This is a genomic window from Furfurilactobacillus milii (assembly GCF_009864005.1).
In the GTDB taxonomy this organism is placed as follows: domain Bacteria; phylum Bacillota; class Bacilli; order Lactobacillales; family Lactobacillaceae; genus Furfurilactobacillus; species Furfurilactobacillus rossiae_B.
Genome location: NZ_WEZQ01000005.1, coordinates 355,161 through 379,311 on the forward strand (window position 1 = coordinate 355,161; position 24,151 = coordinate 379,311).

At 44.0% G+C, this 24,151-nt stretch carries 20 protein-coding genes; 4 read left to right on the forward strand and 16 right to left on the reverse strand.

The window, feature by feature from the left end; all coding sequences use genetic code 11:
- Positions 1 to 76 precede the first annotated feature (76 nt).
- The 3 genes from recG to GB993_RS04485 form a co-directional block, all read right to left on the reverse strand.
- On the reverse strand, positions 77 to 2,122 hold the full coding sequence (gene recG, locus GB993_RS04475; protein WP_161003256.1) for an ATP-dependent DNA helicase RecG: 2,046 nt from the start codon (positions 2,120 to 2,122) through the stop codon (positions 77 to 79).
- Between the two features lie 239 nt (positions 2,123 to 2,361).
- A complete protein-coding gene (locus tag GB993_RS04480; RefSeq protein ID WP_161003391.1) occupies positions 2,362 to 4,044 on the reverse strand; it encodes a DAK2 domain-containing protein in 1,683 nt (560 codons plus the stop codon).
- 54 nt (positions 4,045 to 4,098) lie between these two features.
- Entirely contained in the window at positions 4,099 to 4,461 is a 363-nt protein-coding gene (locus GB993_RS04485) for an Asp23/Gls24 family envelope stress response protein (protein ID WP_161003257.1), read from the reverse strand.
- A 246-nt stretch (positions 4,462 to 4,707) separates the two neighbouring features.
- Here GB993_RS04485 and rpmB point away from each other — a divergent pair, with 246 nt between their 5' ends.
- Positions 4,708 to 4,893: a 50S ribosomal protein L28 gene (gene rpmB / locus GB993_RS04490; RefSeq protein WP_017261785.1), complete on the forward strand. Its 186-nt coding sequence runs from the start codon at positions 4,708 to 4,710 to the stop codon at positions 4,891 to 4,893.
- Between the two features lie 231 nt (positions 4,894 to 5,124).
- Here rpmB and GB993_RS04495 read toward each other — a convergent pair whose 3' ends face one another.
- The 8 genes from GB993_RS04495 to priA are packed head-to-tail and all read right to left on the reverse strand — an operon-like array spanning position 5,125 to position 15,015.
- A complete protein-coding gene (locus GB993_RS04495; protein ID WP_161003258.1) occupies positions 5,125 to 5,841 on the reverse strand; it encodes a thiamine diphosphokinase in 717 nt (238 codons plus the stop codon).
- Between the two features lie 20 nt (positions 5,842 to 5,861).
- Complete coding sequence (rpe, locus tag GB993_RS04500) at positions 5,862 to 6,515, reverse strand: ribulose-phosphate 3-epimerase (RefSeq protein WP_017261783.1); 654 nt, start codon at positions 6,513 to 6,515, stop codon at positions 5,862 to 5,864.
- A 19-nt stretch (positions 6,516 to 6,534) separates the two neighbouring features.
- Positions 6,535 to 7,434: a ribosome small subunit-dependent GTPase A gene (gene rsgA, locus GB993_RS04505; protein ID WP_161003259.1), complete on the reverse strand. Its 900-nt coding sequence runs from the start codon at positions 7,432 to 7,434 to the stop codon at positions 6,535 to 6,537.
- 9 nt (positions 7,435 to 7,443) lie between these two features.
- Complete coding sequence (pknB, locus tag GB993_RS04510; protein ID WP_161003260.1) at positions 7,444 to 9,411, reverse strand: Stk1 family PASTA domain-containing Ser/Thr kinase; 1,968 nt, start codon at positions 9,409 to 9,411, stop codon at positions 7,444 to 7,446.
- Complete coding sequence (locus tag GB993_RS04515; protein ID WP_017261780.1) at positions 9,408 to 10,154, reverse strand: Stp1/IreP family PP2C-type Ser/Thr phosphatase; 747 nt, start codon at positions 10,152 to 10,154, stop codon at positions 9,408 to 9,410. The genes pknB and GB993_RS04515 overlap by 4 nt, the downstream gene beginning before the upstream one ends.
- 11 nt (positions 10,155 to 10,165) lie before the next feature.
- A complete protein-coding gene (gene rsmB / locus GB993_RS04520; RefSeq protein ID WP_161003261.1) occupies positions 10,166 to 11,563 on the reverse strand; it encodes a 16S rRNA (cytosine(967)-C(5))-methyltransferase RsmB in 1,398 nt (465 codons plus the stop codon).
- Positions 11,563 to 12,528, reverse strand: coding sequence for a methionyl-tRNA formyltransferase (gene fmt / locus GB993_RS04525; protein ID WP_161003262.1), 966 nt, complete (start codon positions 12,526 to 12,528; stop codon positions 11,563 to 11,565). The genes rsmB and fmt overlap by 1 nt, the downstream gene beginning before the upstream one ends.
- Positions 12,529 to 12,588: 60 nt before the next feature.
- Positions 12,589 to 15,015 (reverse strand): primosomal protein N', encoded by a 2,427-nt coding sequence (priA, locus tag GB993_RS04530; RefSeq protein ID WP_161003263.1) that lies wholly within the window; start codon positions 15,013 to 15,015, stop codon positions 12,589 to 12,591.
- Positions 15,016 to 15,418: 403 nt separating this feature from the next.
- Between priA and GB993_RS04535 the strand changes: the two genes are divergently transcribed.
- Both GB993_RS04535 and pgmB read left to right on the forward strand, forming a co-directional pair.
- Positions 15,419 to 18,130 (forward strand): glycoside hydrolase family 65 protein, encoded by a 2,712-nt coding sequence (locus GB993_RS04535; RefSeq protein WP_161003264.1) that lies wholly within the window; start codon positions 15,419 to 15,421, stop codon positions 18,128 to 18,130.
- A 56-nt stretch (positions 18,131 to 18,186) separates the two neighbouring features.
- Entirely contained in the window at positions 18,187 to 18,861 is a 675-nt protein-coding gene (pgmB, locus tag GB993_RS04540) for a beta-phosphoglucomutase (protein ID WP_017261775.1), read from the forward strand.
- A 108-nt stretch (positions 18,862 to 18,969) separates the two neighbouring features.
- Here pgmB and GB993_RS04545 read toward each other — a convergent pair whose 3' ends face one another.
- From GB993_RS04545 to gmk, 4 genes are all read right to left on the reverse strand, one after another.
- A complete protein-coding gene (locus GB993_RS04545; protein ID WP_161003265.1) occupies positions 18,970 to 19,479 on the reverse strand; it encodes a YbhB/YbcL family Raf kinase inhibitor-like protein in 510 nt (169 codons plus the stop codon).
- A 38-nt stretch (positions 19,480 to 19,517) separates the two neighbouring features.
- Positions 19,518 to 20,303: a Cof-type HAD-IIB family hydrolase gene (locus GB993_RS04550; protein ID WP_161003266.1), complete on the reverse strand. Its 786-nt coding sequence runs from the start codon at positions 20,301 to 20,303 to the stop codon at positions 19,518 to 19,520.
- A gap of 333 nt (positions 20,304 to 20,636) precedes the next feature.
- Complete coding sequence (rpoZ, locus tag GB993_RS04555) at positions 20,637 to 20,879, reverse strand: DNA-directed RNA polymerase subunit omega (RefSeq protein WP_017261772.1); 243 nt, start codon at positions 20,877 to 20,879, stop codon at positions 20,637 to 20,639.
- A gap of 3 nt (positions 20,880 to 20,882) precedes the next feature.
- Positions 20,883 to 21,530 (reverse strand): guanylate kinase, encoded by a 648-nt coding sequence (gene gmk / locus GB993_RS04560; protein ID WP_017261771.1) that lies wholly within the window; start codon positions 21,528 to 21,530, stop codon positions 20,883 to 20,885.
- Positions 21,531 to 21,856: 326 nt separating this feature from the next.
- On the opposite strand from gmk, the gene GB993_RS04565 reads away from it, so the two are divergent.
- Positions 21,857 to 22,261, forward strand: coding sequence for a hypothetical protein (locus GB993_RS04565; protein ID WP_161001423.1), 405 nt, complete (start codon positions 21,857 to 21,859; stop codon positions 22,259 to 22,261).
- 163 nt (positions 22,262 to 22,424) lie between these two features.
- Here GB993_RS04565 and recN read toward each other — a convergent pair whose 3' ends face one another.
- On the reverse strand, positions 22,425 to 24,131 hold the full coding sequence (gene recN, locus GB993_RS04570; protein ID WP_161003267.1) for a DNA repair protein RecN: 1,707 nt from the start codon (positions 24,129 to 24,131) through the stop codon (positions 22,425 to 22,427).
- Positions 24,132 to 24,151 lie beyond the last annotated feature (20 nt).

Sequence of the window (24,151 nt, forward strand, 5' to 3'; positions counted from 1 at the left end):
TTTTTATAAAAAGAAATTACTCACATCATTCAAGTCATGCGATTAAGCACTCAACCGCAACTTTTTAGGCATAACGCTAATCAAGCGTTGAATGTCGTTTTAATTCGCTTTGTTCGTAACCGGCCAATTCACGATTATCTGGTTGAGTCTGCCAATTAGGCTGATCCACCAAAGCAATCGCTTCCTGTTGAGCAATCTGCAAAATTTTAATCTGCGCAACGGGATCGCCGACTCGGAAATCTGGTACCCCAGACTGTTTCGTACCCAACAAATCTCCAGAACCACGTAATTCTAAATCTTTTTGAGCCAAAAGAAAACCGTCGTTTGTATCCGTCATGACTTGCATTCGAGCAATGCCGTCCTGGGTCTTAGGGTCTGCAACAAGAATACACGTTGACGCAACTGACCCCCGACCGACTCGACCACGTAATTGATGTAGTTGTGCCAAGCCGAAGCGATCCGCATCAAAAATGAGCATTACCGTAGCATTCGGCACGTCCACGCCGACTTCAATTACAGTTGTTGATACCAGCACGTCGTAATCATCAGCCTTAAAGGCATTCATGACAGCTTCTTTGTCCTCGTTTTTCAACCGGCCATGTAACAAACCAACTCGATAATCCGGCGCAAAGTTTTCACTTAAATGGTCATAAATCGCCTCAGCATTCTTGACGTCCAGTGCTTCCGACTCTTCAATTAGCGGTGTGACGACATACGCCTGTTGACCAGCGGCTAATTGGGTGCGGATAAAATCCATCGCAGCTTCAACCTGATTGCTGTGAATCCAACGGGTAGTAATCGGTTTTCTGCCTGCCGGTAGTTCGTCAATAATGGAAACATCCATTTCGCCATAAGCGGTAATTTGCAAGGTTCGGGGGATCGGTGTCGCCGTCATTGCCAATATATCTGGATGTTGCCCTTTTTGACGCAGGGCCTGTCGTTGGTTAACACCAAACCGGTGTTGCTCGTCAATAATTGCCAAACCAAGTTGGTGATAAACCACATCGTCTGAAATTAAGGCGTGCGTGCCAATAATTAAGTTTACTTCACCACTAGCAATATGTTTCAATGCCTCGCGACGAGCCTTTGCCTTTGTTGATCCCGTCAGCAAAACGATATTGATCGGCAAATCCTTAAAAATATTGGCCAAATTACGTGCATGTTGCTCAGCCAATATTTCAGTTGGCGCCATGAGCGCGGCCTGATATCCCGCAGTAATGGCTGCGTACATAACAATGGCCGCCACGATTGTTTTACCGGAACCAACATCTCCCTGGAGTAATCGGTTCATGTGAAGTGGTCGTTTTAGATCCGCACAGATTTCGTTAACCACTTTCTTTTGCGCATTGGTGAGTTCAAACGGCAACGTCTTGATAAAATCTTTTAACGCTTCATTATCGTATTCAATACTGATACCAGATGCCTGGTGATCTTTTACCCGCATCATTTGCAAACGTAATTCAAACAAGAAAAACTCTTCAAACACGGCCGTTCGCCGTGCCGCTTTGGCCGCCTCTGGATCCTTCGGAAAATGAAGGTCATGAATCATTGTTCGACGATCTAAAAGGCGATATTTTTCAATCAATTTTGCGGGTAAAACCGTATAGATTACGTCCTGATAGGCCTCATACGCCTGTTTCACCAGTTGAGCAATCGTACTCTGACGAATATGCTTGTTTGTCGAATAAATGGCGCCAAACGCTGCCTTATCGCTACTGGTGATTAATTTCATCCCGGACAGGCTCTTTCGAGTAGCATCCCACGTACCGTAAACGGCCGTTTCTTGACCGATTGCCAGTTGTTTGTCCAACCACGGTTGGTTGAAAAAAGTAACACCGACGACGTCATGACCGATAAGTAAGCGAAAGTTTAAGCGACTCTTTTTTCTGCCAAATCTGACGACTGTCGGTTCGTTTGCTACAGTGCCTTTCAGAGTGATTTTTTCACCCTCAGTCACTTTGGACAAATCCTTAGCAGCCATATCATCATAACGAAATGGGAAGTATTCCAATAAGTCAGCAATCGTTTGAATACCTAACGTTTTTAGCGCAGCGGCACGTTGTTCACCGACGCCGCTTAATTGTGTCACTGGATCTTCGATTGACTTTAACGGCGCAGACATTTTGAAACCTCCCTTCCAATTAGGCAGTGTGATTTAATCTGAAGTAAATGCATTACTCTTATCGTATCAAAGACGGGCAAAAAACGACAGATAAGCAATAGAAAAAGAACAATTTACGACCTAACACGAGTAAAAACGTCATCCAAAACAATAGGCAAAACTAAGTTAAAAAGCTATTACTAAATCAAAAAATTCCTAAACCTAGAGTACAGGAATAGGAATTTTACAATTGTTTTTAATTATTCAACGGAAACCAAGAACGGATAAACCGGTTGGTCACCTTCGTGGATTTCGACTTCAAGCTCATCGTCCAACGCCATAATCGCGTCTTCTAGCGATGAAGCGTCAGCTTCCGTTGCATCGGCACCGTAAATCACCGTGACAATTTCACTGTCGTCATCAATCATAGCTTGCACCATCTTGGTGGCAGCACCAAGCAACGATGCATCTGTCACTTTGATGGAACCATCAATGATGCCCATAAACTCACCATTCTTGATTTCAATCCCATCAAGGGTTGTATCACGAATGGCATGAGTTACTTGACCGCTCTTCACAGTGTCCAAATTATCTTCCATTGCCTGCTTGTTAGCATCCAATTCTGAATCAGGATTATAGGCTAGCAGAGCTGTCATCCCTTGCGAAATGGATTTACTGTGAACAATCACAGTTGGCACATCAGCAACTTTAGCAGCTTGGTCAGCGGCCATAAAGATGTTGCCATTGTTTGGTAACACAATCGCCTTTTTGGCACCACTGGCATTAATCGCCTTGACGATGTCTTCAGTGCTTGGATTCATGGTCTGACCACCGTTGATCACGTGCGTGACACCCAGGCTCTTAAATAGCTCGGCAACACCATCACCAGCAGAAATGGAAATCACCGCAGTGTCTGGTGCGGCGACAGGTTGGGCAACACCGGTAGCAGTCTTAGTGGTTACCTCGTCCTGATCCTTTTCCATAATTTCTTCTTGTTGATGGCGCATATTGTCAACTTTAACTTTGATTAAATCACCAAAGTGTTGACCCCATGTCATGACATCTCCGGGGTGCTCGGTGTGCACATGTACTTTAACGATTTCATCATCATTAATCACTAACAATGAATCGCCTAAACCAGCTAAATACTGATAGAATTCATCATAATCAAACTTGCGGTCAACTTGCTGTCCGCCACCAATACGCACCATAATTTCAGTACAGTAACCGTACTTGATATCATTGGGATCTAATTCACCCTGCACACTGCGATGATGAGTCGCGTTGATCATTTCATCCATTTGAGCATCGTCTGGTGTATCAATATCAGAGTCAGTAGACTTTCCGTTCAAGACTTCATCAAAAGATTGGAAAATGAATACCAACCCTTGACCGCCAGAGTCCACCACGCCAACTTGCTTTAAGACGGGTAGTAAATCTGGTGTTGAAGCTAAAGCCTTCTGAGACGCTGCGTATACGGCATCCATCACAACGGCAATATCATCAGTTTCGTTTGCCTTATCGCGACCAGCCTTGGCAGCCTCACGGATAACCGTTAAGATAGTACCTTCCGTTGGCTTCATAACCGCTTTATAAGCTGTTTGAGCACTGGCTGCTAAAGCCTCAGCAAAGTCTTTAGCGCTAAGTGTTTGCTTACCGTCAACACTCTTTGAAAAGCCGCGAAAAATCTGTGATGTGATAACACCGGAGTTACCACGTGCACCCATCAACAATCCCTTGGCTAAAGCAGCCGCCTGATCACTAACAGAAGTTGACGTAACTTCGCGTTCATATTTTGCACCGCTAGCAAACGCCAGTGAAATATTGGTGCCTGTGTCACCATCGGGCACCGGAAAAACGTTGAGCGAATTAATAAATTCTGCCTGGCTCGTCAAACGTTTCGAGGCAGCCTGGACCATCTTTCCGAATTCAAGGTTGGTCATGGTAGTTAATGTTGCTTCCAATTCAGTTTCCCCCACTTCGTTACAAAAAATCGTCTAGTCTGCAAGTACTCGAACACCTTGAACCGTGACATTCACGGAGTTAGCTGCAATTCCAAGCATACTATCCAAGTTGTAACGAACCTTTTGTTGTACATTTTTAGATACTTCAGAAATCTTGGTGCCATAGCCAACCACGATGTACACATCAATGGCCACACCATTATCTTCTTGGCGAACAACGACGCCACGTGAATAATTATCACGTCGTAAAATTTCGTTTACGTTATCACGCAGTTGGTTTTTAGATGCCATTCCGACAACACCATAGTTGTCGGTTGCGGCGCCACCAACGACCGTGGCAATGACATCGTTATTAATATCGATAGTGCCAAATTGCGTTTTGATCTTAACAGCCATGAATAGGCCTCCTCAACTATTTAACTCACTCTTAGATAAAGAGTTCATCATGCAATCTTCAATCATGCTATCATAAAACGGTCCTTGAAAAAAGTCTAGAGTGTTGTTTAAGCGTCTGGACGGCAATTTAAGGTGTCAAGTATTTTTCCTTGGCATTTTATATTGCATTCGCTAACAGCATATGGTAAATTACTTAGGTGAGAAAAAAGAGGTTCCCTTTGGAAATCCGATAAGGAGGGATGAACAATGGCTAAAGATTTTATTACTGGCAAACGGACACATTTTGGTAACAACCGTTCCCACGCCTTAAACAGCAGCCGTCGTAGCTGGAAGGCTAACCTGCAAAAGGTTCGCATCTTAGTTGATGGCAAGCCGAAGCGTGTTTGGGTTTCTGCCCGGACATTAAAATCAGGAAAAGTGACTCGTGTTTAATTAAACACGATAGCGTCAGTCAATTGACTGGCGTTTTTTCTTTGGTTTCAATAAGATGCCCCGCTTCTCTTTGAAAATGTACCTTATAAAAACCAAGTCAGAACAAAGCATCTCACAATCACTTTAATCAATGTTCAAAAAAATTCACATTACTAAAAAAGTTGATTACCAAATCTGGCAATCAACTTTTTTTATGAATTTAAATGACAACTAACCAGCACCATCTGTGATTTAAGCATTTAAATCATATCGTTCCGCACGATTATCTTTTAAATCGCGACTTTGAATAACGCCAACGATACCGCTGGTAAATGAAAATGACGCTGTGTCGCCCACAAATTCATTGCTGGCAAATGAAACCGGTCGCGTGATATCGGCATGATCCAGATGATAACGTTCATCTGGAAGCGTTAATTGTCGAACAGGGCCAAACGTGACAAACGCCAAATAGCGCTTATCTAATTCCCGTTGTAATTGATAAGTTCCTGGTACATAAAAACGCATCGTATTCTGGCGATCAACGTACGTGAGCCGATTGACGACTGCTCGGTACCGTGGTTCTAATGGCAAAAATACATTAGCTAACAAGTGATCAAGGCGGCCACCGGTAGCACCGTACACAACAATTTCATGAGCGTCAAACTCGGTCATAGCTACTGAAACACCCATTTGCGTATCTGTTTCATCTTTTGCAGAACCGACTTGACGAAGATCACTAACTGCCTTGCGTACACGTCCAAACTCCTCGTCAGTTGAGGAATCAAAATCGCCAAGCGCAATTAACGGGGTTATCCCAAGTTGTAATAGCCTTATTGCACCACGGTCAACACCAATCCATGGGCCACTAACCGCTCCTCTGACCAAGTCATCTGGCCACTCAGATTGGGGACCGCCAACTAAAATATTGAGTCGTTCAAGGCTTTGAGGTGTCCCACTTGTCTTTACCATGTTTGAATTGCCCTCATCAATTAGCGCGTTGCATTATGAATAGATGCAATTGCAGCTGCAGGATCATCAGCACCGTATACAAACGAACCAGCAACAGCAACTGTCGCACCTGCTTTGTAGCAGTCAACAACTGTCTTGTCGTTAACACCACCATCGATTTCGATGTCAAAGTCGTAACCCTTGTCCTTCTTCAAATCATCCAAAAGTTGAATCTTTTCGATCATTTGTGGCAAGAACTTTTGACCACCAAAACCAGGATTAACCGTCATTACCAATACTTGATCGACAAATGGCAATAATGGTTCAATTTGGCTAACAGGCGTGCCTGGGTTGATCACAACTTCAGCCTTAACGCCATCGTTATGGATCATTTGAAGTGCACGGTGAATATGAGAAGTTGCTTCAACGTGAACACCAATTAAATCAGCACCTGCTTTAGCAAACTGGTCAACGTACCGTTCAGGATTTTGAACCATCATGTGAACATCCAAGAACAAGTTAGTAATTGGACGAATGGCTGCAACTGTTGTCCAGCCAAATGACATGTTAGGTACGAACATACCATCCATAATGTCGACGTGTAACAAGTCAGCACCGTTTTTTTCAACCATCTTAATGTCACGTTCAAAATTAACAAAATCTGCACTTAAAATCGATGGGGCTACCTTAATCATAAAATCTTCCTCCAAATTTTTATTTCCGACCCTTATCATACCGTGGTTTCTGGTCGGCAATCAACTGGTGAAACTGTAAATAATTCTCATATCGGCTTTTCATGACCTCGCCTGCGTCCACGGCAGCCTTAACTGCACAACCTGGTTCATTAATGTGCTGACAGCCGCGAAAACGACAGGATGGTGAGAGTGCCTGCAACTCAGGAAAGTACTGCCCTAATTCACGAGCATCCATATTGAAGTCTTCATACGATGAAAAACCAGGTGTATCCGCGACTAAGCCATCACCGACACTTAACAAGCCAACTTTACGAGTTGTGTGTTTCCCACGATTCAGAACCTGTGAAATTTCACCCGTTGCCAAGTCTAGCTCTGGTGACAAATGGTTGAGTAAAGTCGATTTTCCTGCACCTGTTTGGCCCATAAAAACAGTTAACTTGTCCTTAAAACAATCGCGTAACCCGTTTAAATCGGTATCTGAAAACGCCTGCTGGCTAAAGAAAACATCGTAACCAATCGCTTTATAACCAGCAATGAGTGGTGCAAAATGCTCTCGCTGATCACCAGTTAATAAATCTGTTTTTGTGAAATAAATAATGGAATGAATATGCTGACTCTCGAGTGCGACCAACTGACGATCCAGTAAGTTACTCGAAAAGGTTGGCTCCGTGGCCGCAGTCACGACGACAGCCTGATCAATGTTGCTAACTGGGGGCCGGACTATAGCATTTCGTCGATCATCAATACTTAAAATGTAACCGTCTGAACCGGCCTCTGCGCTAAATTCAACAAAATCGCCAACCATGGGACTCACTTTCCGTTTGCGAAAATTACCACGAGCTCGCGTTCTGTATAACTGGCCATCAGCTGTCTGAACGTCATAAAAACCGGCCAACAACTGATGAATTTGTCCCTTCATAGACTTCTCCTAATTTCCTGAGGTTACGCTATGATCCGCCATAATTGTATGACCATCACGCTTAATGACGTATTCGCCTTCACCATTGGTCGTTGTTGTAAATGGCAGCGAAACATCTGTATCTGATGAAATTTGTAACTGCTGATACACATCCGTTAATTTCTTGTCGTGATCCTTGATATAAATTTTAATATCATTCGTTCCGGTTGGATCATTACTTGGTGCTTTGTACGGAATTGTGAGATTGACATGGAAATTATGCAACGCTGGTCCAGATGACACTACGGCTGCGAACGTTTGACCGGCTGAAATCATGCTGCCAGACGTCGGTGCCTGGCGAATAATTTTACCCTGAGCGACCGTTGTCGATGTTTCATCACTAAACGTGACAGTCACACTATGGTCTTCTGCCCACTGCTGCACCTCAGTCTGCTTATCACCAGCAAAGTTTGGCATTTTATAGCGTTTAACCGTTGAGCCATGAGAAGACCCACTGCTAACAGTAAACGTTATGGTGCTGTGACGATAAACCGTGTCGCCTGGCACGACATCTTGATCAACAATGACCCCGTTAGCCGCGTCAGCCGTATATTCATCAACACGTGCTGCTGTTAAACCCAGCTTCTTTAATTGGCGCACAGCTGTCGTATACCGTTCACCGGTATAATCGTCGACACTAATCTTTGGCCGTCCTGAACTGACGATCACGTTGACCTTTGCCTGCTGCTTTGCCTGTGAACCAATTGCCGGCGTAGCCTTGATAATTTCACCCTTGGCACGCCGTTCACTAGTTGCCTTAGTTTGCTTGCCCAAACGCAACTGGTTGTGTTTCAACACCTTGGCTGCTTTAACTGGCGTCATCCCTGCGACGTTGGGCACCGTTACCTGACCAGGGATCAACCAGATCCACGCTAAAACACCCAATATTAAGACGACAGCAACGCCAAACAACCACCCGAATAGCTTGCGGGCTCGTGCAGGCGATTTTCGACTTGGTGTATCCGCCACTTCGGCAGCTGCGGAAGACGGTTCCTGACGCGAAATTTGACTATCAGCACGTTGTTGATTGCTCGCTGCCAATATTTGATCAACTGGAATCACCTTAGTGGCACCGTCGTCGACAATTCGCGGTTCAAATCGTTTTTCGTCACGCCGTTCTGGTGACAACGCCGTTGCTAAATCGTTGGCCATGGCCTGAACAGATACGTAACGATCTGAGGGATTTTTTGCCGTGGCGTGAAGAATAACATTTTCTAACGGTTGCGGAATTCTGGAGTCATAATCGCGGACCGATGGCATGTTGCTCTGCGAGTGCTTCAACGCAATCGACACAGCCGTTTCGCCTTCAAATGGTACACTGCCGGTTAACATCTCATAGAGAATAATCCCCAATGAATAAATGTCACTCTTTTTGCTAGCCATGCCACCACGCGCCTGCTCAGGGGACAAATAATGAACCGATCCTAACACGGTATTAGTCTGTGTCATCGAAGACTCGCTGCTAATTACCGCAATCCCGAAATCCGAGATTTTTAACTGGCCAGACTGATCCACCAACACGTTTTGCGGTTTTAAATCACGGTGAATAATACCATGCTCATGAGCAATGCGAACGCCATCCAAAATTTGTTGCATGAGATTGACAACGGTCGGATAAGGAATCGGAAAATGATTGCGAATATACATTTTCAAGTCAGTTCCGGACACATATTCCATGACCAGATACTGCATTCCGTTATCTTCACCAACGTCGTACACGCTCACAATATGTGGTGACACGAGTTCACTTGCGGCCATCGCTTCGCGTTGGAAGCGCCGTTCCGTAGAAGGATCATCGCGTAAGTCCAAACGTAATAACTTAACGGATACATCCCGATCCAAAATCAGGTCATGTGCCAGATAGACATCGGCCATCCCGCCTTCACCTAGCGGACGAATGATTCGGTAACGACCCGCTAATGTGTAGTTCGGCCTCATGAGGCAGTCACCTCACCCTCGGCTGAAATCAGTAATACCGTGATGTTGTCTTTGCCACCAGCCTCGTTTGCCAAATCAATCAACTGTTGACACTTCTCCTGCAACGTCAGATTTCTCTGCAAGACCGCCTGTATTTGGGCATCTGTCACCATATTGGTCAGCCCATCAGAACAAAGCATAACCACATCGTGCGGTTGAGCGTGATACAAATTAATATCAATATCTGCTTCGTCATTGATGCCCAGTGTCCGCGTAATAATATTTTTCTCGGGATGAGTGCGCGCATCTTCTTCACTGATCTGTCCCAACTTGACCAGCTCATTAACTAATGAATGGTCTTCAGTTAATTGAGCAAGCTGTGCATTACGCAGTAAATAACCACGTGAATCCCCAATGTTGGCTAACAAAAATTGTCGTTGAAAAATGATCGCAACAACGATGGTGGTTCCCATGCCGTTTAAATCTTGATATTGATGTGCTTTTTCAATAATGGTGTCATTTTCTTGTTGGGCCTCGCTAGACAGCCACTTGGCCGCAGTTCCGGGGTCAGTGAAAGAGGTGTCCTCAAACCGACTGCCCATGTGTGAAACGGCCATTGTTGAGGCCACATCACCACCCTGATGACCACCAATGCCGTCCGCCACAATGGCAAATTCAAGTCCCGATTGATTCCGAAACATGCCGACATAGTCTTGGTTGCTTTCTCGTTGCCGCCCAATATCTGACAGATATGCTACTTCCATAAGCCAATCACCTAATCGTTGTCGTGACGTTTTCTAAATGCACAAACAAAGAACCCATCGGAGCCAAAATCATCGGGATAAATGGTCAACCAAGGTGTTGACCGATTTTCTTTCAGATGATGAACTGTCTCCACTGGTACAAGTTCAAAGTCTGAATGTGCTTTGACAAACGCAGTTGCCACGTCATCGTTTTCTTGTTTCAAAATGGTACAAGTACTGTAAACTAGTATACCGTTTTTCTTCAGCGTCGGTGCTACTGCATCAAGAATTGCTAACTGAATCTGCTGAAGTTGTTTGCTATCCGCAAGTGTCTTTGCATAACGAATTTCTGGTTTTCGACGCAACAGTCCCAATCCCGAACATGGTGCATCGACCAAGATTCGGTCAAATGCTTCATCGCCAAACTGTTGAGCCGACTTTCTAGCGTCCAACTGTTCCGCCGTTACTCTGTCTGCAACCTGCATCCGACGCGCATTTGCTTCAATCAGTGCCACTTTATGCGCATGTAAATCCAGTGCCGTGACATGCCCACCCTTCGATGGATTCAGCTGAGCGGCAATTTGTGTTGTCTTTCCGCCTGGGGCAGCGCATGCGTCCAAGACAGCATCGCCAGGTTGCGGAGCCAAAGCCTCAACAGGTAGCATCGCGCTTTCGTCTTGAATCGTAATAAGCCCCTCATTAAAGGGTGGTGTACCTGCGGGATGACCAGCGTTGATTCTTAACCCTTCTCCGCTGACTTCACTGTCCGTCCATTTTAAATCCGCCGCAGTAAGCTGTGGCAAAAGTGCCTGTCGCTCTCCAAGCGCTGGATTTAATCTAACGGACTGAAACGCTGGCTGATTAATACTGGCTAAAATCTGCCTTGTCTTATCATCACCAACTGTTTTGCGCATCTGCTGGACCCATGGCATTGGCACGCTATAAGTCGTACTCAAGCGCGTCAACGGGTCCTTAATTGTTGCTAAATCTGCAAAGCCATGTCGATCAGCCGCGTGCAAAACACCTGTCACAAACCGACGAATACCTTCATGCCCACGTTGTTTGGCAATCTGAATGGTTTCATCAAAAACAGCACGAGTTGGCACCTTGTCCAAATATTGCATTTGAAACAAGGCTGTTCTAAGTAGTATAAGAACCCACGGTTTAACCTTGGCTGGTTGTTTAATAAACGGCTTTAGCCAAAAATCCAGTGTCATTTGGTGCTGTAAAACGCCATAGACAATTTCTGTACATAAACCTGCGTCCACTGCCGATAACTGAGCATCGTCCAATGACGCATTTAAACTTAGATTTGAGTAACCGCCCTTAGCTACGTTTTCGAGCACTGAGACGGCGACAAAACGTGGATTTGTTTCTGCATTCACCTGTTTGCTAACGTGATCAGACTGACTTTTAAGCTTTGTTGCCATTAATTTGTCGCTCCAAACTTCATTTTCATGATTTGTTTACCAACCTCAAACTGCGTGTCCGCACCGTTCAGAAAATCAGTAATCGCCATTTGCGGATGGCCCGCTGGTTGCAAGCGATTGATTCTTAGAACCGTCCCCTGACCAGCAGCAACGTCTAATTCGTGCTTGGTTCGGCTCACGACCGTTCCTGGCATCTGAGTCGTCTGTTGATCAGCTAATACTGTGACATCCAAGATCTTTGTTCGAACATTATCCATGACTACATAGGCAGTCGGAAACGGCCGCAAGCCACGTACTTGCCAATCAATTTCACTGGCCGTATGCGTCCAGTCAATTTCTTCTTGAGCTCGTGAAATGTTAGGTGAAAATGTGACTGCTCGTTCGTCTTGTTTAATCCCCTCAACTGGACCATCGATTAAAGTCGGCAACGTTTTTAATAACAAATCCCGGCCCGCCAGACTCAGTTTGTCAAACATCGACCCTGTATCATCCGCTTGAGTAATTGGACACTTAACTTGTGAAATGACGTTACCAGCATCCATCTGACGAATCATGTACATAATGGACACACCCGTTTCTTCATCACCGTTCATGATGGCATAGTGGACTGGGGCGCCGCCACGATAAAGCGGCAGCAATGAAGCATGGACGTTGACAGCCGCTATCTTAGCCGCCTTCAATAGTTTTGTCGGCAGGAACTGACCGAATGCGGCCGTGACGATAAAATCAGGCGCAATGTCAATCACCCGTTGCATTTCCGGTGACTTACTTACTTTCTCCGGCTGAAGAACTTCAATATTGTGGGCCAAGGCCACTTTTTTAACCGGTGATGGTGTTAAAACATGTTTCCGGCCAACTGGCCGATCTGGCTGTGTCATCACTGCAGCAACATCATATTTTTCAATCAATGATTCCAAAATTGGTGTAGAAAACGCCGGTGTTCCCATAAATACAATTTTTGTCATGAATTTGCTCCTTATACCTCATCTTTATTATTCGAAATTACCCAATCCTGGGCCCGCCATTTAAATAAAGCTCTGCGGTTCCATATCGATAGCAACCTGCAGACCATTACGTTGCTCACGCTGCGCATCGTCCAAAATGCCATCCAAAACCGACTGCAGTTTAGGCTCTCGCTTATATTTTAAAACAATTTGATAGTAATAACGATTTTTGATGCGGGCAATTGGTCGTGGAGTTGGTCCTAAGATAATTGTATCCGGTGACAAAGTCTGTTTAAGCTGATCGCTCAATTCAAACATTTTCTTAGCGGCAACACCCTCGTCTTTGTCACTGGCGGTTATCAAGGCCGTGAAAAAGTATGGTGGATAATTACCCATATGACGAATCCCCATTTCCACCCGGAAGAATCGTTCGTAATCCTGTGTTTTAGCCAATTGAATGGCGTAATGATCCGGATTAAACGTTTGAATCAAGACTTCACCCGGCTTGTCAGCCCGGCCGGCACGACCGCTGACCTGTGTCAACAATTGAAAGGTCCGTTCGCTTGAACGGAAATCTGGCAGTCCCAACGCAGTATCCGCATTGAGTACGCCCACCAGTGTCACATCCGGGTAGTCTAGTCCCTTGGCAATCATTTGCGTACCCAGCAAGATATCTGCTTTGTGTTGCCCAAATGAATTGAGAAGCTTTTCATGCATCCCCTTGCGACGCGTCGTATCAACGTCCATCCGAATAATCCGTGCATCTGGTAGCAAACTATTTAACTCCGCAGCAACTTTTTCGGTACCAGAGCCATAATAGCTGATGCGTTTGCTGTGACAATTTGGACAAATTCGCGGAATTGGCTCCTCATGACCACAGTAATGACATTTCATTGTGTGACTATCCATGTGCAATACTAGCGAGATATCACAGTTTGGACATTTTAAAACAAAGCCACAATCGCGACACATCACAAAGGAAGAAAAGCCGCGTCGATTTAGCATTAACACACTTTGTTCATGTCGTTCCAGCCGAACTTTTAACGCTTCTAGCAAAGGCGTAGAAAAGTTACTTTCCGTATGCGCTTTAAGTTGCTCACGCATGTCAATGATTTTTACTGGTGGCAATGGCTGCTGGTTGATCCGGTGTGGCAATGCCAATCGGGTATATACGTGACGTTCGGCACGCGCGCGACTTTCTAGCGATGGCGTCGCTGATCCCAAAACCACCGGGGCATGATGACGCTGAGCGCGCCATAACAACACATCGCGGGCGTGATAGCGGGGATTATCTTCTTGTTTATAACTGGTTTCATGTTCTTCATCCATCACAATCAGACCAATATTTGTCAATGGTGCAAACGCCGCCGAACGGGCGCCAACCACGACGGCTGCTTCATGTCGTTCAATACGGCGCCATTCATCATACTTTTCGCCAGCGCTTAAACCACTATGGAGCACTGCTACCTGATGTCCAAAACGACCTTTCACCCGGTTTACCATTTGTGGCGTTAGCGCAATTTCGGGAACTAACATCAGTGCGGTCTTGTGTTGAGCCAATGCGGCGGCGATGCTTTGCAGATAAACTTCGGTTTTTCCAGAACCAGTGACACCTTGTAACAAGAACGTTTTAGGATCATGGGCATCAATCGCGTCAGTTATGGCATTAACGGCACTCTGTTGGTCAGGTTGCAAGGTTAGTGGCGCCGTCTTAGCAATTTGATGATCAGCGTATGGATCGCGATAAACCTCGCGTTCACTTAATTCAACCCACCCTTTCTTTGCGGCGGCCGTAAAATCAGCACGTGTTAATCGTTCATCTGCGAGTACATCCTGTAAGGGACGTGCTTCTTGCAAATCCATTAACCTAGTCAACACCCGCAATTGCTTAATTGCATTCGGACGGACATCCTTTCGCGCTGTTTCAATCTCGGTTGTTGATAATGATGATTTCACCCATGTGGCTGTTTTGACACGAGCACGGTCAGCAACCTGATACTCAGCATGAATAATCTGCCGCTGTTGTAACTTTGCCAATGCGTCTGTTTGTTCATCAGTTAACGAAGCTGCCGTAAAATCCAACCGCCGTTGATCATCAAATAATGAGGCTAACTGAGGATCATCAATTGATGCATCAGCAACGAGAAACTTATGACTCTTAGTCTTTAAGGCTGCCGGGAGCATCGTTTGAATAGTTGAGATACGAAATGCAAACGTATGTTGAGCCATCCAGTCACTTAACGATAGTAACTCTTCATTTAATACGGGTGCTAAATCTAATAAAGCGCCCAGTGGTTTAAGTTTGCCACTGAAAGTCTCATCTAGAGTGCCTGTGTCGCTCACGGCAACAACCATGCCACCGACTTCGCGGTGACCTTGTCCAAACGGAACGGCAACGCGCATTCCGGGCTGAACCGCATCCGTCAACGAATCTGGAATTAAATAAGAATAAGGTCGGTTCGTTTGCATTGTTGGCACATCCACAATTACCTGTGCAATTTTTGTCATCACGCGTTCCTTTCTGATCATTGCTAGTAATTGCTAGTCTTAATCCCAATTTTTGAGTTTCAATGTGTTTTTGTCTTTTCCAATTGTACCAGACATGACAAGTACTATGCCGTTTCAAGATGCCGATTTAATGCATCATAATATGAGGTGCAGTCCTGGATGATCATTTCACTAACAAAAAACCGTACAACCAGCGATTTTACGGTCAAATGCCGCGTAATAGTTTGTGTTGCACATTTAACACAGACAACTTTGATCAACATTTCACCCGTCAAACAAACTTGATCATAATAAACGCACTTTTTTCAATGAAATAAGACATTAAGGTTGAGAAGTCGCAAAATTAAATTTACGATAATAGTAGATGTATTTACATCACATACTTTTTAGGGGGTAAGGCAATATGCGTACGTTTTCAGTCCGCGTCCTCGATGACGCCTTTGAGCTCTCCTACGTACCAAACGGAAAAACAAATGCGACAAAAACAATTACCATTGTGTGCGATCCTGATGTGCCCATTGGTGAAAATCTTGAAAAGATTCGTGAAAAACTGGCCGGCATCGATTTCGATGCCGCACTGATTGAAAATCCGTTGGAATATGATTTTTCAGATACCATTATTGGGGTCAATCACCAGCGAATCGACATGGGTCTAGCATTGTCCAACATGCTGAACATCCCCGTTGTCAGTCAAGAAACGGCTAATCGTAATGGCTTAGCCGAAGCCATTGAAAACAAGCGTCAATACAATCAATGGCACCTTGACTACTACGGCGAATATGCAGCCAAACGTAATTACGGTCAAGAAGCAATGCTCACCATCGGTAATGGCTATTATGGTTTACGGGGCGCATATTTGGCAGCTAATGCAGATGTTGACAATTACCCTGGCATGTATGTTGCCGGTTTATACAATCAGCTAACCACCAAAATCAATGGTCGTGACGTGGTAAACGAAGATTTAGTTAACTTGCCAAACGCCCAGTACCTATCCTTTAGCATCGATCATCAAGAACCGTTTACCGTCAAAAAAGAAAACATTTCTGACATTTACCGTTCATTAGATTTACATACAGGTGTGCTCACCACAACAATGTTGGTATCCTTACCAACTGGCCACTTGCTCAAAATCTGTGCACAACGGGTCGCCGATATGAATCAGTGGCACCGTTTTGCCATCCGTTATGAAATCACACCCATGAACTTTGAAGGTACTGTCACCGTTTTCTCAAGAATCGATGGTAGCGTTACTAACGCCAATGTAGACCGTTACAAATCGTTCGATGGTCGTCATTTCGACGTCACCGAAACCACCATTAATGGCTCAGATGCTATGCTCAGCGGTCAAACCAAAACTTCCAAGGTTGCTTTTTCAATTGGCAGTCGCCTTTCAAGTCAAGAAATAACGCCATCAACAAAGATAAATGAAAGCGTTACCGATGACGTCCTCGAACAAAACTTCTCGTTCCAAGCACAAACTGGCACGACTTATGTTATTGAAAAAGCGGTTGCTATCAACACATCCTTGGAAACCAAGGATGATTTAAATAACGCCGTTACATCAGAATTAGACGGTGCCACCTTTAGCGGTATCGTGCAACAAAACGCCAGCTTCTGGAACGAAGTTTGGCAAGACAGTGATATTCAGATTGACGGGGATTTGACTGCCCAAAAGTTAACACGAGTTAACATTTATCACTTATTCGTATCTGCTTCCCCAATCAGTAATCCGCATTTAGACGCCTCTGTCGGGGCTCGTGGGCTCCATGGGGAAGCTTACCGGGGTCACGTATTCTGGGACGAATTATTCATCCTGCCTTACTACACCTTGCACACGCCATCCCTCACCCGCCAATTGCTCATGTACCGCTACAAACGTTTGGACGCTGCTAAGCAAAATGCGGCTGCTGAACATTATGACGGCGCTATGTATCCTTGGCAGTCGGCGCAATTCGGGGATGAACAGTCGCAACTGCTTCACTTTAATCCCGACAGTGGCAAATTCGATCCCGACAACAGTCGTTTGCAACGCCATGTTTCATTAGCTATTGCCTACAACGTTTGGCTTTATTACCACTCAACTAATGACACCGAGTTCATGACCAAATATGGTCTGGAAATGTTGCTTGAAATTGCCCACTTCTGGTCCAGTAAGGCCGTTAAAAATGACAACGGTCGTTATGATATTAAAAATGTCATGGGCCCAGACGAGTTCCACGAAAACTATCCTAATGCCGATGAGCCTGGCCTAACAGACAATGCCTACACCAATATCATGGTAAGTTGGCTGTTTACAACTTTAGCCAACATTCATAAGGCAATGCCAGCAAAGGACTGGTCAACGGTCACAACCAAAGTCGGACTTAACGATGATGATTTCAATCATTTTGATGACATCGCTCATCATTTAGCATTGGACATCAATAAAGATGGGATTATCGGTCAGTTTGCTGGCTACTTTAAATTGCCAACGCTCGATTTTGAAAAATACCGTAAAAAGTATGGTAACATTTCGCGAGTTGACCGGTTGTTAAAAGCGGAAGGCAAATCACCCGATTCTTATCAGGTTGCCAAACAAGCGGATGCCTTAATGGCTTACTATAACCTAAGCTTTAACACGATTGATAATGTTCTGAAAACCTTGGGTTATAAAATGCCAGGTGAATATCTCACTAAGAACATCGAATACTACTTGGCAAGAACCACTCACGGATCAACCTTATCAAGGATCGTCTATTCAGAATTAAGTCTGATCGACGGCAACATGGATCAGTCATTTGCTTTCTTCAACACCGCTTTGCGTTCTGACTACTATGACATTCAGGGTGGAACAACTGCTGAAGGTATTCACCTCGGCGTTATGGGTGCCGTTTTAATGCTAGAATTGCGTAACTATGGTGGTGTCAATGAATTCGAATCTGAATTAGCTGTTGATCCACACTTACCAGAAGATTGGCACCGTCTCGCATTTAGTGAACGCTTTAAGGGTGTACTATACAAGTTTGATCTCACCCACAGTAACATTCATGTGACTGTAGATAAGCCAGCTAAACTCACGGTTCGCGGGCAAGAGTTCTCAGTTACACCGGACAAACCCTTGCAATTAAAAAATTAATTGCAGGTGTTCAAACGAATCATCAAAATTAAAAATTATTTGCGGAGGTTTTATTAATGACAAAGTTTGCGGATTTAAAGGGATTTATTTTTGATTTGGATGGCGTAATTACTGGTACAGCAAAGTACCACGGACAAGCGTGGCATCAACTAGCTGACGAACTTGGTGTGACCTGGACCGAAGAACTAGCTAATGGCTTAAAAGGCGTTTCCCGAATGGATTCCTTGGAAATGATTTTAAAAGCCGGCGGTAAAGAAAATGACTATACCCCTGAAGAAAAAGTTGCCTATGCAACAAAGAAAAACGACAATTATCTGTCACTCATCAAAAACATGACACCTAATGACGTCTTCCCTGGTATTAAGGAGTTTTTAGATGATTTGATTGCCAACGGTTACCAGATTTCCTTGGCTTCTGCTTCAAAAAATGCACCAACAATTTTAGGTCATATCGGTTTGTCCGACTACTTTACCAAAATTGTTGACCCTGCTACCTTGAGTAAGGGCAAGCCTGATCCAGAAATCTACACCCGGGGCGCAGAAATTCTTGGCTTAGATCCATCTGTTTGTGCTGGTGTGGAAGATGCTGCGGCCGGAGTAGCCAGTATCAATGCCGCTAACGAAACCTCGATTGGAATTGGCGATAAGCAAGAACTAAGTGCTGCTAATGTTATTTTTGCTGACACTAGTGCATTAACTCTTGATAATATCAAAGCACAAATGGACAATTAATCGACTCAAATTAATACAGGATAATAAGTTTCAAAAACGACTTACCGATTTCATAATCGATAAGTCGTTTTTTGATTATCTTAGAACATAAAACAAAAACTGCACCTATTAAGAACGCCCAAGAAACGTTGTCTTGGTAGTCTCTAAAACATGCCCCTTAATTGCCCGATAAAACTCATTTAACCAATAACCATTTTGCAGTGGCAATGTGGTATCTAAAGCGTACCCCGTGACCGTATAGACATGATCACCATTTGGCGGCGTTGGACCAACGTAATGCCGTGTAATTGCCGGATCCGTTTGGTGGATCAGGCCACCTGCCGTACTATTATTGCCTTGAACAAAGGCTTCACCTTCACGGCGACTGGCATCCTCTTTAAGTTCAGCGTGCTCAGCAGACAGATTAGCCCCAATCCAATGAATGTACGTAAATCCTGAAACGGGAATCGCGTCATCATCTAACAGTGTCCAAGCAACGGTTTTTGTACCTGCTGGTAAATCAGTGAACGTCATCGGAAATGAAATCACTGGTTGGCCTGCGTACATTTCATCCGGTTGGGCATGACGACTATAACGGTCACCAATGTACCCATTTTCAGTTGGAATTTTAATCTTCATGAATCTGCTGCTCCCTTTCTGAATGTTTTTTATCGGCATCATTTACTCGCGATGAGTTGATAGTGCCTTAAGCCGTTAACAATTCCATCCGTTGTGTTCGTCGTAGTAATGTAATCGGCGACCTTTTTATCACGGGGATTACCGTTTCCCATAACAATGGCTGTATCAACGCTAGCAAACATCTCAAGATCGTTTAGTTCATCCCCAAAAGCATAAGTATGAATACCTTCCAAATGAGCCTGTTGAAGCAATTTTTCTAATCCGCTTCGTTTGGTAACGCCACTCTTCATGGTATCCAAACAGACCGGATTATTTCGTACCAAGGTTAATTGACCGGCAAAATGCTCGTTATAGAGATCTTCTTTGTCACGGTTAAAAACATTTAAAAAGTTAATGGGATGCTTAAGGTAGAATTCCGGATCCACCGTAATCGACAAGCGTAGTGCCTTATAGTTGTTAACGATATCATCCGTTGTCTTGGTCAATGCAAAGCCTTCATTGTTGTAATAAGCAACCGCGTCACCCTGTTCATTTGCAAACGCTGTGAATGATTCGATAAGCGATTGATCAATTGCTTCGCGGAATAACTCTTTACCACGATACTGAACGTACGACCCATTGGCGCTGACCACCGTGTCAATGCCCGTTTCGTCCAATACGTCCTGAATCTCAAAGATGTTACGGCCAGTTGCAATCACTGGCAAAATATCGTGTTGCTGCATTTCCTTTATCGCAGCAATGCTTTCAGGCAGGACATTTTTTTGATCATCAAACAGTGTTCCATCTAAATCAAAAAAAACAACTGCTTTAATTTCCGTGTTCATGAGAACAACCCCCTCGTTTTCACTACCCTTTAAGCATAGCGCATTCTGGAAAAAATGACATTGTTTGACTCCCTCCAGTCAAGATTTTTTGAAGTCTCTTATTTGTGAATTGTCGGTGAGCGAAAGCCGAAGTCTTAGCCTTAGATTATTATTTATCAGGTTTCAAATGGCAGTAGCGCCAATTTTCAAGGACCAGACAGTACTAACAATCATTTAATAGAAGCCGAAACTAAAATGACCCTATTCCTACAATTTAGGAATAGAATCATCGTGTAATAAAGATTAATTTTTTAAACTGGATTTGTTGCTTAACTCTCTTTTTAAAGAACACTATTATTGAACAGTTGGTTTAGGTGTTGAAGTACCCAAGTCTTCTTCGTGGTCAGGATCAATTGTGACTTCACCAGCCTCAACCTCTTCAAGCGCCTTGCCGACAGACTTAACTGATTGATAATGTGGCAATAATTCCTGTGCGCCAGCGTCTAACTCATGTGCACGTTTGGAAGCCAACATAATCAGTGAATAACGTGAGTCAACCTTCTTTAAAAGCTTATCTACTGATGGATATAAAATCATAATTTAAGCGTCCTTCCCATTTTCCGTCTCGGTAACCTGCTTTGATTCTAACATTTGTGCATAGTCTGGGTAAACCCTAGGCACCCGCAAACGCTCCGCTCTGATAATTTCGCGGATTCGATCAACAGCAAGATCCACTTTATCATTAACGACCGCGTAATCATAGTTCCGCATCATTTTAATTTCTGTAACAGCCTGGTGAATGCGTTCGTTAATAACTGTCATGGTTTCTGTACCACGACCAACCAGCCGTTGCTTCAATGCCATTAAATCAGGTGGGGTTAAGAATATAAAAACACCGTCAGGCATCTTTTCACGAACTTGCATGGCACCGTTGACCTCGATTTCAAGAAAAACATCTTTTCCAGAAGCTAAGGTATCCTTAACATATTGCATTGGTGTTCCGTAATAATTATCGACATACTGAGCATATTCAAGCATTTCACCGGTTTCAATGTTGTGCTCAAATGTCTCTTTGCTCACAAAAAAGTAGTCTTTCCCGTTTACCTCGCCTTCCCGTGGCTGACGGGTAGTCATTGAAATGGAGTACTGAAAATCAGTTCCTCCCTGGTCAAACATTGCTTTCCGAACTGTTCCTTTACCAACCCCTGATGGACCAGATAGAACAATTAACATTCCACGTTTCGGCATCGACTGCTTCGTTCCTTTCATCTATAACCTAAAAAAGAATTTAACAATTATTTTGCACTTTTTTGGCGTCAATTTCAAGCGTTCAACTACGACATTTGCCGCTAAATACGCCGTTTTAGAAACTTTTGCGTGAAAAGTGTCCCTTTACAAAAGCTTGTTAACAGAATTGAAATTTATGTTTGCATTTTTGAACGCGTGTTCGTATAATATAAATAGTCAAACAGACGTTCTCTATCACGAACAGATTGTCGAACGTTAGAAAAAAATTCAACTGTTTTCGTCGTTTTCTTAATGACGAGCGATACGAAATTTCGGAGGCCACGACTATGGAACAATTAATGCCAAATACTTATATCAACCCTGTGATGACAAAATCAACACTTCATCATAGTATTCGCCATTCATCGGTTCTTTCACACCATAGTCGTCTTTCTTTTGGTCAGCGTATTAGAAGCTTTTTCACGGCGGAACGTGGCGATACACTACGTCATCCACAGTTTTCGTCTGACGTGATTATTGCCCATCTTGATCGTGCGCTTAAACAGCATGCAGTTGTCTCAATCATGTTAAACCAACCATCAAACCCGTTTGCCAAGAAACTCACGACAGTTACTGGTACTCTTAGGCAGGACCAAGACATTCTGACGATTACCAATCACGCAACTGGCAAAACTTATTTAGTTTTACCAGAACAAATTCGTCAAATCTGTTTCGGCTTGATGGTCGCTTAAACCTTAGCGACCATTGATTACAGATTTGAAGAATGACATTACACCAGTTGTATAAAATAAAACACTTGCGTTAATAGTTCCTGAGTATCTGATCAGGAACTGTTAACGCAAGTGCTTTTTATTTTCGTTTAATTTTAAATATCGTCAGCCCAACTACTGTACCTTATGATTCAGCTAACTGCTTTTTTTCTGCATCTGCCATTTTCAACAACTCTGAGGCGTGTTCAGTTGTCAATTTTGTCACAGTCGTGCCGGCCAGCATCCGTGCTAGTTCAGTTACCCGTTTAGCAGTTGTCAACTTATCAACACTGGTCTTAGTGCGTCCCTTGTTGATCTGCTTCTGAATATAAAATTGATGATCCGCAATCGCGGCAACTTGTGGTAAGTGAGTGATGCACAAAACTTGAGAGTGGCGACCAATTACCATAATTTTCTCAGCAATGGCCTGAGCAACCCGCCCCGAAACACCAGTATCCACTTCATCAAAAATAATACTTGTCACACCTTGATTTTCAGAAAAAATCGTCTTCAACGCCAGCATCATCCGCGAAAGTTCTCCGCCAGAGGCAGTTTTGGCCAATGGCTTGGGATCTTCACCAGGGTTTGTTTGAATATAGAATTCAACGTTATCAATCCCAGTCGTAAAAAATGGCGTTTCTTCATGTTTCAAAAACCGTACACTAAAAACGGCCTTCTCCATATAGAGAGCTTTCAATTGTTCGTGAACATCTTCCTCTAATTGCTTAGCCAATTTTTGTCGCATTTCACTAAGCTCATTGCCTGCTTTTTGCACCGCAGTCTTAGCCTTGTTCAACTGGGTCATCAGTGTCTGATCATCATCCTGATCACCCTGCATACGATCCAATTCAACTTTGATTTTATCGAAATAGGCCAACACCTTGGGTACAGAATCGCCATACTTACGCTTTAATTGGTGAATAACCTCCAGACGTGCTTCGATTTCGTCTAAACGTCCTTCATCAAACTCCTGATTATCAAGTTGTGAAGAAAGACCATTAGTTGCATCCTGAAGCCCATAGTAGGCACTCGCAATTGTGTCAGACAATGCCTGATATTCAGGATCTAATGTGGCGATTTCTTGCATAGCTGCCATTGCGACACCAATACGATCCAAGGCTGAACCATCTTCACCACCATCAATGGCTTCATGACTGCTTTCTAAGGCTGTCACAATTTTTTGATAATTGGCCAAACGGTCTCTTTCTGTAATCAACGTGTCCTCTTCATCGGGCGACAGATTGGCATCTTCAATTTCTTGCACCTGAAATGTCAACATATCGACTCGCTGCGCCCATTCTTGGGCGTGGTCACGTTTGTCAATTGCCAGCTTACGCAATCGCCGGTATTCATCATATTTATCTGTATACGTTTGCTTCAACTTAGCTAAAGCGCTAGGTCTATACTCATCTAACAACTGCAAGTGCTTTTCTGGCTGCATCAATTCTTGATGTTCGTTCTGACCATGAATATCGACCATTGTCTCCCCAATGCGTTTGAGGGTGGTGGTATTAACTAATGTGCCATTAACACGACTAGTATTATGCCCGTTTTTATTCAGTTCTCGATCGATAACCACTTGTTGATCAGCATGATCAATACCAAGGTCTGACAACACTTCAAAAGTGACAGAAGACTTTGGTAGCACGAATAATCCCTGTATCGACGCTTTGGTTGCCCCTTTACGAATAAAGTCAACGGAAGCGCGGCCACCGGCCAGTAAACCAACAGCGTCAATAATGATGGATTTACCTGCACCTGTTTCACCAGTCAGAACACTCATTCCATCATCAAAGGCAATATTCAATTTTTCAATAATTGCAAAGTTCTTAATGGATAGTTCCTGTAGCATTCCTTGCTCCTTAAGCCCTC